The sequence below is a fragment of the Chitinophaga rupis genome (assembly GCF_900109685.1).
Lineage (GTDB): Bacteria > Bacteroidota > Bacteroidia > Chitinophagales > Chitinophagaceae > Chitinophaga > Chitinophaga rupis.
The window spans coordinates 357,330-370,928 of the sequence record NZ_FOBB01000005.1; the positions used below are offsets into that span (position 1 = coordinate 357,330).

The 13,599-nt window shown below is 50.1% G+C and carries 11 protein-coding genes; 5 read left to right on the top strand and 6 right to left on the bottom strand.

Going from position 1 to position 13,599, the window contains the following annotated elements; all coding sequences use genetic code 11:
* Positions 1–14 precede the first annotated feature (14 nt).
* From BMZ54_RS20955 to BMZ54_RS20965, 3 genes are read left to right on the top strand one after another with little or no spacing between them, the layout of a single operon-like run.
* Positions 15–584, top strand: coding sequence for a 4Fe-4S dicluster domain-containing protein (locus BMZ54_RS20955; protein ID WP_089916824.1), 570 nt, complete (start codon positions 15–17; stop codon positions 582–584).
* Positions 585–594: 10 nt separating this feature from the next.
* Positions 595–1,125 carry a QcrA and Rieske domain-containing protein gene (locus BMZ54_RS20960; RefSeq protein WP_089916828.1) on the top strand — a complete coding sequence of 177 codons (531 nt, stop codon included), beginning with the start codon at positions 595–597 and terminating at the stop codon, positions 1,123–1,125.
* A complete protein-coding gene (locus BMZ54_RS20965; RefSeq protein WP_089916833.1) occupies positions 1,122–1,376 on the top strand; it encodes a DUF6755 family protein in 255 nt (84 codons plus the stop codon). Before BMZ54_RS20960 ends, BMZ54_RS20965 begins: the two co-directional genes overlap by 4 nt.
* Before the next feature lie 4 nt (positions 1,377–1,380).
* Here the strand turns inward: BMZ54_RS20965 and BMZ54_RS20970 are convergent, their stop codons facing one another.
* The 5 genes from BMZ54_RS20970 to BMZ54_RS20990 all read right to left on the bottom strand — a co-directional run bounded on the left by BMZ54_RS20970 (position 1,381) and on the right by BMZ54_RS20990 (position 9,999).
* Complete coding sequence (locus tag BMZ54_RS20970; RefSeq protein WP_238386639.1) at positions 1,381–3,246, bottom strand: outer membrane protein assembly factor BamB family protein; 1,866 nt, start codon at positions 3,244–3,246, stop codon at positions 1,381–1,383.
* Positions 3,247–3,304: 58 nt separating this feature from the next.
* Positions 3,305–5,035 carry a RagB/SusD family nutrient uptake outer membrane protein gene (locus BMZ54_RS20975; protein ID WP_089916843.1) on the bottom strand — a complete coding sequence of 577 codons (1,731 nt, stop codon included), beginning with the start codon at positions 5,033–5,035 and terminating at the stop codon, positions 3,305–3,307.
* 22 nt (positions 5,036–5,057) lie between these two features.
* Complete coding sequence (locus BMZ54_RS20980) at positions 5,058–8,279, bottom strand: SusC/RagA family TonB-linked outer membrane protein (protein ID WP_089916847.1); 3,222 nt, start codon at positions 8,277–8,279, stop codon at positions 5,058–5,060.
* Between the two features lie 73 nt (positions 8,280–8,352).
* Positions 8,353–9,384: a FecR family protein gene (locus tag BMZ54_RS20985; RefSeq protein WP_089916852.1), complete on the bottom strand. Its 1,032-nt coding sequence runs from the start codon at positions 9,382–9,384 to the stop codon at positions 8,353–8,355.
* Between the two features lie 90 nt (positions 9,385–9,474).
* Positions 9,475–9,999: an RNA polymerase sigma factor gene (locus BMZ54_RS20990; protein ID WP_089916855.1), complete on the bottom strand. Its 525-nt coding sequence runs from the start codon at positions 9,997–9,999 to the stop codon at positions 9,475–9,477.
* A 245-nt stretch (positions 10,000–10,244) separates the two neighbouring features.
* Here BMZ54_RS20990 and BMZ54_RS20995 point away from each other — a divergent pair, with 245 nt between their 5' ends.
* Positions 10,245–10,808: an RNA polymerase sigma-70 factor gene (locus BMZ54_RS20995; RefSeq protein WP_089916857.1), complete on the top strand. Its 564-nt coding sequence runs from the start codon at positions 10,245–10,247 to the stop codon at positions 10,806–10,808.
* Positions 10,809–10,872: 64 nt separating this feature from the next.
* Positions 10,873–12,096 carry a hypothetical protein gene (locus BMZ54_RS21000; RefSeq protein ID WP_089916860.1) on the top strand — a complete coding sequence of 408 codons (1,224 nt, stop codon included), beginning with the start codon at positions 10,873–10,875 and terminating at the stop codon, positions 12,094–12,096.
* Positions 12,097–12,101: 5 nt separating this feature from the next.
* Here the strand turns inward: BMZ54_RS21000 and BMZ54_RS21005 are convergent, their stop codons facing one another.
* The gene (locus BMZ54_RS21005) at positions 12,102–13,109 is read right to left on the bottom strand and encodes a zinc-dependent alcohol dehydrogenase family protein (protein ID WP_162277630.1); all 1,008 of its coding nucleotides are present in this window, start codon (positions 13,107–13,109) and stop codon (positions 12,102–12,104) included.
* Positions 13,110–13,599 lie beyond the last annotated feature (490 nt).

Consider the following 13,599-nt stretch of genomic DNA (forward strand, 5'->3'; position numbering starts at 1 on the left):
TAAATACGCTCACAATGGAAGTCACCTCCTATAAAACAGACATGGAATTCTTTGTAGACATGCAGCGCTGCATCGGCTGCAAAGCCTGTGAAATGGCCTGCGCGGAATGTGAGACGAATGGCCACGAAAGCATGATCCATGTTAATTATGTGGAACGGGCCGTTACCATACAAACCACCGTACAGGTATGTATGCATTGCGATGATCCGGTATGCGCTAAGGTATGTCCTGCAGATGCTATCTCGAAAGATGATTTTGGCGTAGTGCATACTGCCAACACGGCCCGTTGCATCGGCTGCTCCAATTGCGTGATGGCATGCCCCTTTGGCGTGCCTATAAAAGAGGAGAAGTACGACATGATGATGAAGTGCAACATGTGTTACGACCGCACCAGCGCTGGTAAAAAGCCTATGTGCGCAACCGTATGCCCCAGCCAGGCACTGTTCTATGGCACCCGGGAAGAGATCAGCCGAATGCGTCCTAACAGTACGCCGGTAAATACATTCATTTTTGGGCAACAGGAAGTTACCACTAAGGTAAATATCATGATGCCCAAAGGAAGCACGCACCTGAAAATACATTAAACTGAAAGGTATGTCCGACCAAACTGAAAAAGAACCGAACTGGAAACAGGATTTTCCAATAGAAAGAACGCAATCCACTAAAGTAAGCCGGCGCGATTTTGCCCGTTTCCTGTGTCTGGTATCCGGTGGACTGGCGGCAGGCAGCGCTTATGTAGCTGTAAAAGCTAACTTTTTTCCGCCGGAAGAGGTAAAGGGTGAACATTTTGTTTGCAAGGCAATGGAGGTACCCCTGGGAGGCACAAGGTCTTTTGTTGTAGAAGGCAGCAATATCCCGTATATCCTTATCCGTTTGGAAGATGGTAACTGGAGGGCTTATGAGCAGAAATGCACACACCTGTCCTGCGCCGTGTATTACAAGCCTGGCAGCGGGCAGATCGTATGTCCCTGCCATGAAGGTTTCTTTGATGCTATGACGGGTGAAGTGCTGGCAGGGCCGCCTCCAAGGCCGTTACCGGCCCTGGAAGTGCTGCTGAATGGCGATGATGTATATGTGAAAGCCGCCAGCCCCGGACATAATAAAAATATAACACTTAAAACATGAGCAATTTTAAAGACGCGCAAAATAAGGCGCACCCGAACAAGACCAACACCCTCATGTCTGCGCTGATCGTTATACTTATTTTAAACGTCAGCATGCAGATCTGGCTGTTGTATACCGGTCTTAATAATGCACTTGGGCAGAACAGGGATATTGCATTGCCTGCCTTCATTGCCTCGCTGGTCTTGTTCCTGATAGGTTTCTTTTGGTTATATTTTCTGCCGATGGGCTACCGGAAGAATAAGAAGAAATAACCGCTTACAGCTCCAAACAAACTACCTTTCCATCTGCCGCTGTTGCTATCAGTGTTTTCTCATTCACCGGCTGCACCGTATTTACCAGGCAATTGGAAAATTTATGCATCCATTTTAAGCTGCCATCTTTAGCAGACAAAGCATACACCACCCCTGACTGCGTAGGCACATACACTACACCCCGGTATTCGTTAATAGGAGACGGGCAGATCTCATAACCCAGCGCCACCGGCGATTTCCATACTACTTCCTGGTCTGCGGAATGCGTGTTAAAGGCAATTACTGCGCCCTGCATGGTTTTGGCATATAAGCGGTTACTGTCCGGCGAAAGCCCCATGGATTCCCGCACGCGGTTAGCAGTATCACGGTGCCGCCATAGCTGCTGCCCGGTATTGGCATCCAGCGCCGTCATGTACTGATCCGGCGCTACAATAAACAGCTTATTGCTGCAGGCTGCCGGCCAGCAGGCAGCAGGGGAGAACATACGGTTGCTGGCGCCATTGTTCCAGGTCCAGCTGCGATGGCCGGTATTTGCATCCAGCGCATACAGGTCATTTCCCCAGGAGCCAAAGTATACCTTGTTGTTATAGATCAGCGGTTTGGTTTCCACAAAATTGCGCACGCTGTCAAAGTCCCATAGCTGCTGCCCGCTGTTAATGTCCCATGCCCGGCAATGCCCGTCAGAACCGGCTATAATGGCCGTATTGCGGTACAGCGCTGCGGAGCTTACAATGGCTTTTTGCGTGGCCTGCTGCCAGCGCAGCTGTCCGTTACGTGCATCCAGGCAATATACATTCCCATCTGTACAGGGCACAATTACATTATTGCCCTGTACTAACGGGGTGGCATATATTTTCCCTTTGGCGGAGAACTGCCATACAGGCTTGCCGGCTTTCAATGTTACGGCTTTTATATCGCCATTGGTGTTGGTATAAATTACTTTGTCTTTGACGATAGCTACACCGCTGCCGATATCTCCCTGCTCCTGCAGGCTCCATTTTTCATGTACCTGCGGAAAGGTTTGATTCACCTCAAAGCGGGGGCGGGGCGGGTTAGGCATCCACTGTGGCGTTTCGTTGGTATGCAGAGCCACGGCATGCCAGACGGGTAAGGTGGCCTGTTCAGGCCTGCGCTCATTAAACACCAGTGAATCATGCACCATAGATACAAGGTTGTAACCGCCAATGGCAGCCTTTGCACGGAGGTTAGAGCGGCACATGATGCCGGGTATGCCTTCAAAATTATATTTGTGATTAGCATGGCCATGCCCGCAGATGATGGCTTTCAGGTTGCGGTCCTTCATACGGTCCAGCACTTCGTACCAGTTATTCAGGCTGCTGTCCTGCGGGTAGTGGTTCACAAAAATGATGGGCATTTTTTTATCCGGCTGTTGCTGCAGTTGTTGTTCCAGCCACACAATATTTTCACGCGGTATTTGCCCGGGGCCCATGCGCATGTTAGGCCCGCAGCTGGTGCCCAGGAACCAGTAACCCTTATATTGAAAGCTAAATGTTTCCGCGCCAAACACAGTACGGAAGGTATTACACCCGCTCTCCGACCATTTGGCGTCATGATTGCCCGGCACAATATACCAGGGCTTATTCAGCCGGCTGATGATGCTTTTAGCCAGCTGCAGCTCCTCATCCGATCCAAATTCTGTAATATCACCTGAGAACATTACAAACGCGACATCCGGCTGTGCATTAATATCCCGTATGGTCCTTTCCAGATCCTCCTTCGCTGTTTCACTCCCAATATGCGTATCAGACACCATCGCAAACCTGAACAGCGTATCCTGTGCCGATAGCGGCATACACACAGCCCCACACAACACTATCATCCAACAAAAACAGGCAACAAAATATTTCATATACATCAGTTTATTTCCACCTCGCACGCTCTCTTAATTATTAATTCTTAATTATTCATTAATTCTCCCATCCCGGGTTCTGCGTCAAATTCGTATTCAGCAGCAGCTCCGTCCTTGGCAGCGGGTACAAATACTGCTTGGGATCTACAAACTTCTTATTTGCAGATGGGTGTGCAATAATATTACCGCTGGTACCCTCACTCAGCGCGTGATCCGGCTGCAGGGAAAGGTATTGCAATGTTTTATCCGGGTTGGCCGGCATGGTGTTTACAATGGCCAGGTCGTTCTTACCATCACCATCCAGGTCGTAGGTGCCTACACCGGGGAAATAAGCGCCTTTAAAATTCTCCGCCAAAAGCGGGCCTCTTTTCCAGCGCAGCACATCCTGGTAGCGGAAACCCTCCATGGCCAGCTCTACCCGGCGCTCGCGCCGTACTTCCAGTATAGCCGCATCCGTTATATTGTACTGCGCCTGCAGCAGCGGGTCTGCGGTGAGTGTAGCTATCTGCATGGCCGGCATGCCCACACGGGCGCGCAGCAGATTTATGGAAAGGTCAGCATCGGCCTGGGTGAATTGCTTCAGCTCTGCCTTGGCCTCTGCGTAGTTCAGCAGCACTTCTGCATAGCGGAATACCGGCAGGTCGTTGGAATTAGTGTTGTTGCCGTCCTGGTCTGTGCTGGTTACAAATTTTACGCACTGGTACCCTGTCATGGCATTGGAGTAATCCGGTACCAGGGGAGCGGTGGTGCCAATACGTTTGTAACCTGGCGTGCGAATGGTTTGCGACAGGCGTGGGTCGCGGTTCTTCACCTCTTCCCAGTAAGGCATGGTGGCATAACCCGGCTGGCTGGAAAACGGTGTGCCATCCTTCATGAGGTAAGAATTAATAAGGCTTTTGGTAAGCCCGGGCGCGCTTAAGGTAGGTACCAGGAACATACCGTTGGCCTGGTGTGTTTTGGTAAGCGTACGGTCGTATACCCGTGCGAGTATGTATTCATCTGTATTGGCCGCGTCGGCAGAGAACAGGTTAATGTAATCGCTTTCCGGTTTGCCGGTGCTGTATAATTTATACGTACCGCTTTGCATGATCTGCTGTGCAGCCACAATACCCTGCTGCAGCAGCTGGCTGCCGTCGCTTAATCCCAGCTCTGTATGATAAATGCGGTAGCTGCCTTCAAATACGCATACCCTTGCTTTCAGCGCCAGCGCTGCCCATTTGGTAATGCGCGATACGTTTTTGGCGGCCTTCACATGTGCGGCTGCATAATCCAGGTCGGCCAGTATGCTGTCTGTAACCAGCTTGCGGGGATCACGGCCTTTGTATAGCTCCTGGCTGTTAGCTTCCAGGGGTAGGCTGTACCAGGGCACATCGCCAAAGCGCTGCATCTTTCTGAAGTAAAAGAATGCGCGGAAGAAACGTGCAATACCGGCATAGTGCGCTTTAACGGAATCTGCTACCTCTGCCTTGTTGTAATGCGCCAGAAAGTAGTTCACATTGCGCAGGGAGCTCCAGGTCCAGTCTGCGGCAGCAGCATCTGTAGGCACTACTAGGCGGCCGGCTATCAGGTCGCTGATCACGCCGGGTTCCACGTTGTCGCTGGATATGTCGTCCGAGTAAATGCCCGTACCCGGCAGGTCAGCATAAAAGCTGTTCACATACAGGTCCAGGTCTTTTTCCGTATTAAAGAATGCAGGGGCGGTAATATCACTTAAAGGACTGCGGTCCAGGAAGTTCTTTTTACAGGCACATAATGCCGCTACGCCCAGTATTATTAAAAACTTTTTCATTGCTGACGGTTTTTCAGATCATTTAAAAATTCACATCCAGCCCAAAGGTGTAGGTACGCTGCACTGGGTACACATACCCGTTACCGTTAGCTACCCCGCTGTCGGCTTCGTCGCCAATACTTTCCGGGTCAAAGGCTTTGGATAGCCTGGTGAACTCAAACAGGTTCTGGCCGGAAAAGAACAGGCGGGTGCTGCTCAGGCCTATGCTGTGCATCCAGCGGGCAGGCAGCGTATAACCTACGCTAACATTCTTCACGCGCAGGTAAGCGGCGTTTTGCAGGTAGCGGGTTTGTTTTACGCCCAGCTGCCGGGTATCGTTCAGCGCATCGTATGCCCGTGGCCGTGGGAAATAGGCATCCGGGTGCTCCGGCGTCCAGTAGTTGTTGTAAATATGGTCATACACCGGCTGGTTCCAGCGGTTATAAAATCCCCAGAAAATGCCGGATTCTGCGCCTGGCCAGAAGTCCTGCTTGCCAATGCCCTGCAGGAACACATCCAGCGAAATACCGTTCCAGCTGGCGCCTGCGCCTATGCCGTAGCTGTAACGCGGCAGGCTGTTGCCTATCTTCATCATATCCCCCGGATCATCTACCGTATTCTTTCCATTGTCAATTTTCTTGTCGCCGTTGCGGTCCTCAAATTTAATGTCGCCTGCCAGCGGGTGCCCGTTCAGGCTGTAGGAGGTGCTTTGCACTTTCTGCTGGTTTACGCCGTACTTGGCATATTCATCGTCCGTAGCAAAAAAGCCCAGGGTATTATAACCCCATATTTCGCCCAGCTCCTGGCCTACATAATAATCAACCAGCGATCTATTGGGGTTATCAAACCGGGTGATCACAGAGCGGCTGTCGGCCAGCACTACAGATACATGGTAGGAGAAAGGCTTGCTGCCCAGCTGGAACTGGTCGCTCCATTTCATGGAAAATTCCCAGCCTTTGGTGGAGAGGTCGGCTGCATTTTGCCGGGGCTCACTGGCGCCCAGCACTGCAGGCAATGTTTTGCCTTTGGTAAGCATGTTAAGGGTGCGGCGGTTATACCAGTCAAAACCTATATCCAGCCGGTTATTCAGCGTAGTCAGGTCTGCGCCAAAGTCAAGCGTGGTTGCTGTTTCCCAGGTAAAGCCCAATGGCACCAGGCCGGGCGCTTTAATACCTAAGGGTTGCGCGCCGTCCAGCACATCTGTAACCTTGTACACACTCATGGGCTGTATATAATCATATTCACCTACCAGCTGGTTACCCAGGGAGCCGTATGATGCGCGCAGCTTAAAGTTGTTCAGCACCTTCTTCACTGGCTCAAAGAATGGCTCCCTTGAAACCAGCCATCCTGCTGATACAGAAGGGAAGAAACCAAAACGGCTGCTGTCCGGGAAGCGGGAGGTACCATCATAACGCCCGTTAAATTCCAGCAGGTAGCGGTCTTTATAATCATAGTTCAAACGGTAAAACACACCCTGGGTAGCCCATTCCCTTTTATCATCCCCCACAGTGGCCACACCGGAAGTAAGATCAATGGAACCCTGCGAGGGTGTAATATTATCATCCCTGCGGGAAGAAAAATAGCTGTACTTATACAGCTCCTGGTTATAACCTACCAACCCTTTCAGGTGATGGTCGCCAAAGCTGTGTGAATAGTCTGCATACAGGTTCACAATATGGTCATACACTTCGCCCAGCGAGGATTGGTAATAATCCGGGTTAGAGTAATTGCTGATCACACCGGGTTTGCTTTCATACTTTAAACGCAGGCTTTGCACATCATTACGGTTCTGCGTAACCAGCAAAGTATAATCGCCATTAATGTGCAGGCTGTTGTTCAGGAAGTTGGTCTGGAAGCCGGCTGTATTTTTCAGGAGCTGGTTTTTCAGCTTGGAGCGGCCGCCGTTCTCCAGCTGTCCGAAGGTGAGCATGCCTGCCTGCGTATAGTTGCCGCTGGGCGTTTTAATAGCCTCGTAAGGGTTGGCAAATAACGACAGGTAGCGGTATACGTTAAAGCCGCCGGAAACGATCTTGTTAGGCGCATCATAAATGCCCTGAACCATTTCCACGTTATCATACAGCTTTATCCAGCCGGCCAGCTGGTTTTCCAGCTTTAAGCGAAAGCTGTATTGTTTATAATCATCCGTAGCCACGCGGAAAGCGCCGCTTTGCTTCAGGTACCCGGCCGACAAATAATAATTCGTATTGCCTTTGCCGCCAGCCACACTCAGGAAATGTTTGGCAAAGGGCTGGCGGTCGTTATAAAATTCATGATACCAGTCGGTATTAGCGCCGCGTATATAGTTACCTGTAGCATCCACACCCAGCTCCGGCAGGGTAGGGTCTAACTGCCGCTGCTGAAGATAGGCTATCACGGCCGGCATACCCGGCTGGTCGGAGCCGGCATATCCTTTATAGGCCTCATTCTGCAGGGTAGCTGCTGCCAGTGGATCGTTCAGCAAATGCGGTAAGCGGGTAGGGTTGCTCCAGCCAAAGTTGGCGGAATAACGTACCTGCACCTGCCCGCTTTTTGCTTTGCGGGTGGTAACCAGTATTACGCCAAAAGCTGCACGGGCGCCGTAAATGGCAGCAGAGGCAGCGTCCTTCAGCACGGTTACGCTGGCCACATCTTCCGGGTTCAGCAAATTAATATCACCTGGTGTACCGTCAATTAAGATCAATGGACCGCCTTTATTAATAGAGGTAAAACCGCGTACGTTAAAGATGCCACCGCGTCCGGGCTGCCCGTCGCTGAAAGTAATATTCAGGTTGGGAATGGCGCCCTGTAAGGCCTGCGCCACGTTGGTCACAGGCCGGTCTTCAAAAACCTCCGGTCCCACCTGCGAAATAGCGCCGGTAACATTGGATCTTTTTTGTGTGCCATAACCCACCACTACTACCTGCGCCAGGGAATCATCGCGCAGCTTCATGCGTATGATCAGGTTAATGGGTTCATTCCTTTTAATGGTGTAGCCATCCAGCTGCTGGGTTTTATATCCCACAAATGAAAAGCTGAAGCTGTAACGTTCGCCGGGTGTGAGGTTCATAAAACGGAACCAGCCCTTTTCGTCCGTTACCTGGAAAGCCGGGCTGTTGCTGCCGGCCGGCGTGGCTTTCACAGAAACGCCGGGCATTTTTTCGCCCAGCTCATTCTGCACCACACCGGTCACATAGGGTTTGTCCTGCGCCAGTACCATTGCCGGCGCCAGCAGCAATGCCGCTACGTATAACCGTAAGAGTGAAAGATGTTGGTAGATGAATCTCATATGATCGATTTTTAAGACAATACTTCCCCATGACCGCTGTTGCGGCCTTTTTTTAATGTAGTGCTGTGACAGTTTATTTCTTTAAAATGTACCCGCCCGCCGTATCACGTGTTAATGTAAGCTCATTCAGTAAGGCAATGGTTTGTAATACCTGCTCCGGCGTATCGGTATCGCTGAACTCCGCGGTTACACGTATGCCGGATAAGGCTTTAGCGTTATAGGTGATCTGTATGCCGAAATGCTGCTCCAATGCTGCCAGTACTTCCGGTAACGGCCGTTTGTTATAGACCAGCGCCTGCTCGTGGTCTGTTGTATTATTAATGGTTTTATCGGTTGACAAAGTTGTTTTGCGTACCAGCATTTTCCCGCTGTGGCCTGCATATACCAGCTCATCGCCGGGTTGCAGGTATTGGGTGCTGAATGCCGGGATGGTTTTTCCGTAAGGCTGCACCCTTACTTTACCGCTGTATAGTTTTACGGTTACCCGTTGTGTGACGCTATCTGCCGTAATCCTGAAACTGGTTCCCAGGGCGGTGGTAGCGGTATTGGCTGCGTACACCGTAAAGGGCCGGCGCTGATCCTTTGCTACATTAAAACGGGCCGTACCCCGTAACCACAGCGCGCGTTGGGTGCTGTCAAATCCCTGCCGGTATTGCAGCCGGCTGCCGGGCAGCAGCTGTACGGTGGAGCTATCGTCCAGCACCAGCCGTAAAGCGGTTTTACCGGTATTATTATATTGCCGGTATATCACGGCTGCCGGTGTCGTTTCTGCTAATTGCGCAGGGGGATTGTTATTAGGATAACGGCCTACCAGCATCCAGCCCAGTGCTATAAGCCCGGCTATGAGCGCAGCGGCAGCGACACTACGCAGAGCTATCTGCCAGTGTTTTCCCTGGGTGATACGGTGGCGGATGCGGTCCAGCACTTTTTCCGTTACCACCGGGTGCAGCCTTTGTTCCGGCTCAAAAGCTTCCCAGTCTGCTGTTTGCAGGTATTCCTCCATCTCGTCCGGATGTTCGCTGAAGTATTGCAGCACCATTATTTCCTCTGCTTCCGTACACTGCCCGTTCAGGAACCGCTGGTATAACTCCCGTGATAACGCCATAACAACTTGCACATTTATACATACACTACGTTCAGGCAGGAAATATCCCTTACTGCTTAACAATTTATTTAAATAGGGAAGGGTAGGGTACTAGCAAAGAAAGGTTAGCAGGGCACGGCGTAATTGCTTCAAAGCCTTGGTAATGTGCACCTCTACGGTTTTAGGGGAGATGGCCAGCAGGCTGGAAATTTCTTTGTGGGAAAGGCCGTCTATGCGGCTTAGCATAAAAACTTTTTTGCGCACAGGCGGCAGCTTATCCATTTCCCGGTGCAGCTGGTGAATGGTATCGCGGCTGGCCGGTTCTGCGCTCAAACCTTTTTGCAGCAGGTCTGCCGTGTAGGATTGCAGGAAATTCTGATGGTGCTTATTATGGCGCACCATATCAATCAGGGAGGTTTTGGCAATGCGGAAGATCTGTTCGGAAAGGGTATGGGTGGTAGAAAGCTGCTGCCGGTAATGCCACAGCTTAACAAACGTAGTTTGCAAAAGTTCTTCGGACCATAGCTGGGAGCGGGTATGCTTCAGGAAATAGAAATATAATTTTTCGTGATAGGTATGATATACCTGCTCAAATGTTTCCGTATGTCCCTCTTTTAATGCAAGTATCTCTTCCACGTACCTTTAGATTTTCGTAGGCAAAGTTTGCAAAAACTGAAGATAGTGTTTATTAAGGAATAATTAATTCTATTTAAAACGGGATTTGGATTTTGTTTTTTTTCCTGTTATTTTGGTGATTAATAGCATACTATGTAGCATATTAGGATAGGGAGAACGTTATGGAAAACGATAGTCGTCGTATTCATTCCCCGTATATATAATACTGTATCAATCATTGAAGAACTCTTAACCAGGCACTATCTATGCATAACCAGCAAGCTATAAAAGACTTGTTTGATAGCATCTGCCAGCAGGATGATATGGCCGCCTACCAGCAGTTATTCGGGATCATGGAAGCCCCCCTTATAGCTTTTATTAAGGCTTTGGTAGGAGCGGAGGAAGTTGCAGAGGAGCTCTATTCCGATCTGTTTGTAAAAATATGGGCGCGCCGCCATACGCTGCCTGCTGCCGTGCAGCCACGTAACTATATTTATACCATGGCCCGCAACCTGGCCCTGGATTTCCTGAAAAAAGAACGCCACCTGCACAGCATAGAATTTAATGATATTGATCCCCTGCTGGTGCAGGATCAATCTCCCACACCGGAGGAGCAGGTTATTTCCAAGGAAATGATCCGCAAAATAGAAAGCGCCATCAACATACTGCCGGCCCGCTGCCGCCTTATTTTTAAAATGGTAAAGGAAGATGGGTTTAAGTACAAGGAAGTAGCAGCCCTGCTGGGCATTTCCGTAAATACGGTAGAGGTGCAGATGTCCATTGCGCTGAAGAAGGTAGCGGCATCTGTGAAGTTTAAGACACTGGCTTAGGTTACGGGGATTATCGTTATATTCGGTATAGGTAAGCCCCTTAAGATAACCAGTCACTATTGTCATGTTGAAGCAAAACTATCCTGCTGCAATAACGCATATCTCTACACCGGCTGTAGCGGAAAACAGTACCTCCAAAGGCATAAGCCTGCCTGCAGTATCGCCCCTGCAAAAGATGGATGCCGCAATGGAAGAACCTTTAGGGGAACCAGCTCTCATACAAATGAAAGCACATTTACCACCAAAATTCATTCTGCAAAAAACAACACCTGTTGAAAATAATGTACTGCAACCCTTTCAGTTAAGGGCCGGCGCCCCTGTGGTGCAAAGGACTATTAACATTTTGCCGGGTCCACATTTACAGAGAGCTGAAACCGCTCAGAGGTGGAATGCGCAACAGGCTTATGCCCGGCTACAGGCAGATGACAGGGCTAATGGGTTAGATCAACAGCTGCTGCTGAATGTATTGACGGCTATGGATACGCAAAACTGGTTCGGGGCAAGTTACCAGGGCTTTTGCCAAGAGGTCGTCTACCGCTGTAACGCAGCAGCACAGCAACAACAACAACAAGTACCGCAGGATAATAACCCTGTTGCGGCAAACAATGCAATGGAAGACCTGGAAGATGATGAGGAAGAAGAAGAACAGGAGGAAAAAGAAAGTGATCAGGAAGGGCATGACTTTTATGATGAAGATGAGATGATAGATGATGATGAGAAAGAGGGGGAAAAAGAGGAGATAGAGGAGGGAGAGGAGGAAATTGAAGAAGAGGAAGGAGGGGAGCCCGCATATCCTACAGGCATTGAAAGGTCTGAGATAGTAATGGCATTTGACGAGGAAAGTGGTATCTACGGAGCCGAATTTTCCAGCGGTTTTATCAGCTCCAGCGGAGATACGGAAGACCTGGTGGGCATCCAGATCAGAGAAGTTGTACAGATAGGACGTAATGACCTGCAAGCTCCGCCAGCAATTGACACACAGGAAACCGTTATTGACGAGGAAGGTGGGCTCAATGACAAAATTGCCACCAATGCAGCACGTATTCATAGATCAGTTCCCGGCATTACAAATTTCCCCGCCGTGTATGAAACTCCTCAAAAGTTATATTGGAAATATGCTGAAGAAAACGACACCGAGTGGAAATTCCTGGTCAATGTTCCCATCACCGTAACCGTGGTAGACAAATCTAAAGAAGGAGATGAAGAACGGGACCTTCGTGTAATAACAACCTATAACGGGAAGTCGGTTAAACAGCCCTATAGAGGCGACCCTGTGCCACGGCCATAAACCTGTCATAATGTAATGATCACCTTTCCAAATGCCTGGCCGGATTTAAACCGCTGAAAAGCATCCTGCACTTTTTCGATGGGGAAAACACTATCTATAACGGGCCTGATGTTATTCTTTTCAAGAGCGTTTACAAAGTCATTTAATTCCTGCGCATTACCAACCGAATACGCCTGCAGCCGCACATAGTTCGTAATCAGCGGAACCAGGTCTATAGTCAGTTTGGTGCCTGTCATCAGACCTATCAATCCAACAAAGCCATGCTGTTTTACAGAGAGGATGCTTTGTTCAATGGTATCTGTGCCGGCTACATCCAGCGTTACATCTACGCCCATACCGCCATTCAGGCGTTTTACTTCATTGCTCCATTCCGGGTACGTTTTATAATCGATCACTTCATCTGCACCCAGGTCCTTCAGCCGTTGTTTTTTTTCCTGGCTGCCGGTGGTGGCAATCACTTTCAACCCTAACATTTTGGCTATTTGTATAGCAAACAGGGACACACCGCCACTGCCCTGTACTAGGATCGTTTGCCCTGCCCGGATATTCGCCTGTTCAACCAGGCAGGTCCAAACCGTTAGCCCAGCCACCGGCAGGGGCGCTGCTTCTTCATCTGTAAGATTGTTGGGGGTTCTCACCAGCGTATTCTCCGGCTGCACAGTGTATTCTGCTAAAAGCCCGGGCAGTGAAAAGCCGGTCCTCAGCTGGTCGTTATAAGGCGTATTTTTCCCTGCTTCCCAACGGGAAATAAAAGGGATCATAACACGGTCGCCCTTTTTCCAGCGGCTTACTTTACTACCCACACTTTCCACGATGCCTACTCCTTCGGAAACCGGAATATGCGGCAGCGGTATGCCAAAAGGGATCCGGTTCTCCACCACGATCAGGTCATGGAACTCAAGGGCTACGGCAGTGGTTTTTACCAGTACTTCATTTTCACCTATGGCAGGCGTAGGGATCTCTGTGAGCTGTAAATGTTCAATACCAAACTGGGTTAACTGTATTGCTTTCATATGTGAGGTTTTATGTGGTAAAGGTAGTGTCTGAATATTCCTCAATAAGGGGGGTAAATAGAATTTGTGGTAGGGCTGTTTAGACAGCATGCATAGCGGGGCGGCCGCCTACCGGACTCGCTAGCTTTACACCGCTGCCAATAAGGCCATAACGCCCGGCAAAGAACCGCCGCCAGCTGATTGCGCGGGTCCAAATAACGGACCTTGCCCGGCGTGCCCGGCTTGATGCCGCCCTAGATCCCTATAAAACTCCAGATGGCCCCAACGCCGCAGCCATCCAACCAGGCGCAGGCAGGAACTATTATTGTTTATTTTGTCTCGTCCTGGAATAGATTTACACAGATGAAGGCCATAATGCCCGGGAAGAGAACCACCGCCCGGCTGATTGCGCAGGTCCAAATGACGGACCTTGCCCGGCGTGCCCGGCTTGATGCCGCCCTAGATCCCTATAAAACCCCAGATGGCCCCAACGCCCCAGCCATCCAACCAG

What these genes read in the sequence shown, in the direction of transcription:
- BMZ54_RS20955 (WP_089916824.1), top strand. Translation starts at nt 15, where the DNA reads ATGGAAGTCACCTCCTATAAAACAGACATGGAATTCTTTGTAGACATG.
- BMZ54_RS20960 (WP_089916828.1), top strand. Translation starts at nt 595, where the DNA reads ATGTCCGACCAAACTGAAAAAGAACCGAACTGGAAACAGGATTTTCCA.
- BMZ54_RS20965 (WP_089916833.1), top strand. Translation starts at nt 1,122, where the DNA reads ATGAGCAATTTTAAAGACGCGCAAAATAAGGCGCACCCGAACAAGACC.
- BMZ54_RS20970 (WP_238386639.1), bottom strand. Translation starts at nt 3,246, where the DNA reads ATGAAATATTTTGTTGCCTGTTTTTGTTGGATGATAGTGTTGTGTGGG.
- BMZ54_RS20975 (WP_089916843.1), bottom strand. Translation starts at nt 5,035, where the DNA reads ATGAAAAAGTTTTTAATAATACTGGGCGTAGCGGCATTATGTGCCTGT.
- BMZ54_RS20980 (WP_089916847.1), bottom strand. Translation starts at nt 8,279, where the DNA reads ATGAGATTCATCTACCAACATCTTTCACTCTTACGGTTATACGTAGCG.
- BMZ54_RS20985 (WP_089916852.1), bottom strand. Translation starts at nt 9,384, where the DNA reads ATGGCGTTATCACGGGAGTTATACCAGCGGTTCCTGAACGGGCAGTGT.
- BMZ54_RS20995 (WP_089916857.1), top strand. Translation starts at nt 10,245, where the DNA reads ATGCATAACCAGCAAGCTATAAAAGACTTGTTTGATAGCATCTGCCAG.
- BMZ54_RS21000 (WP_089916860.1), top strand. Translation starts at nt 10,873, where the DNA reads ATGTTGAAGCAAAACTATCCTGCTGCAATAACGCATATCTCTACACCG.
- BMZ54_RS21005 (WP_162277630.1), bottom strand. Translation starts at nt 13,109, where the DNA reads ATGAAAGCAATACAGTTAACCCAGTTTGGTATTGAACATTTACAGCTC.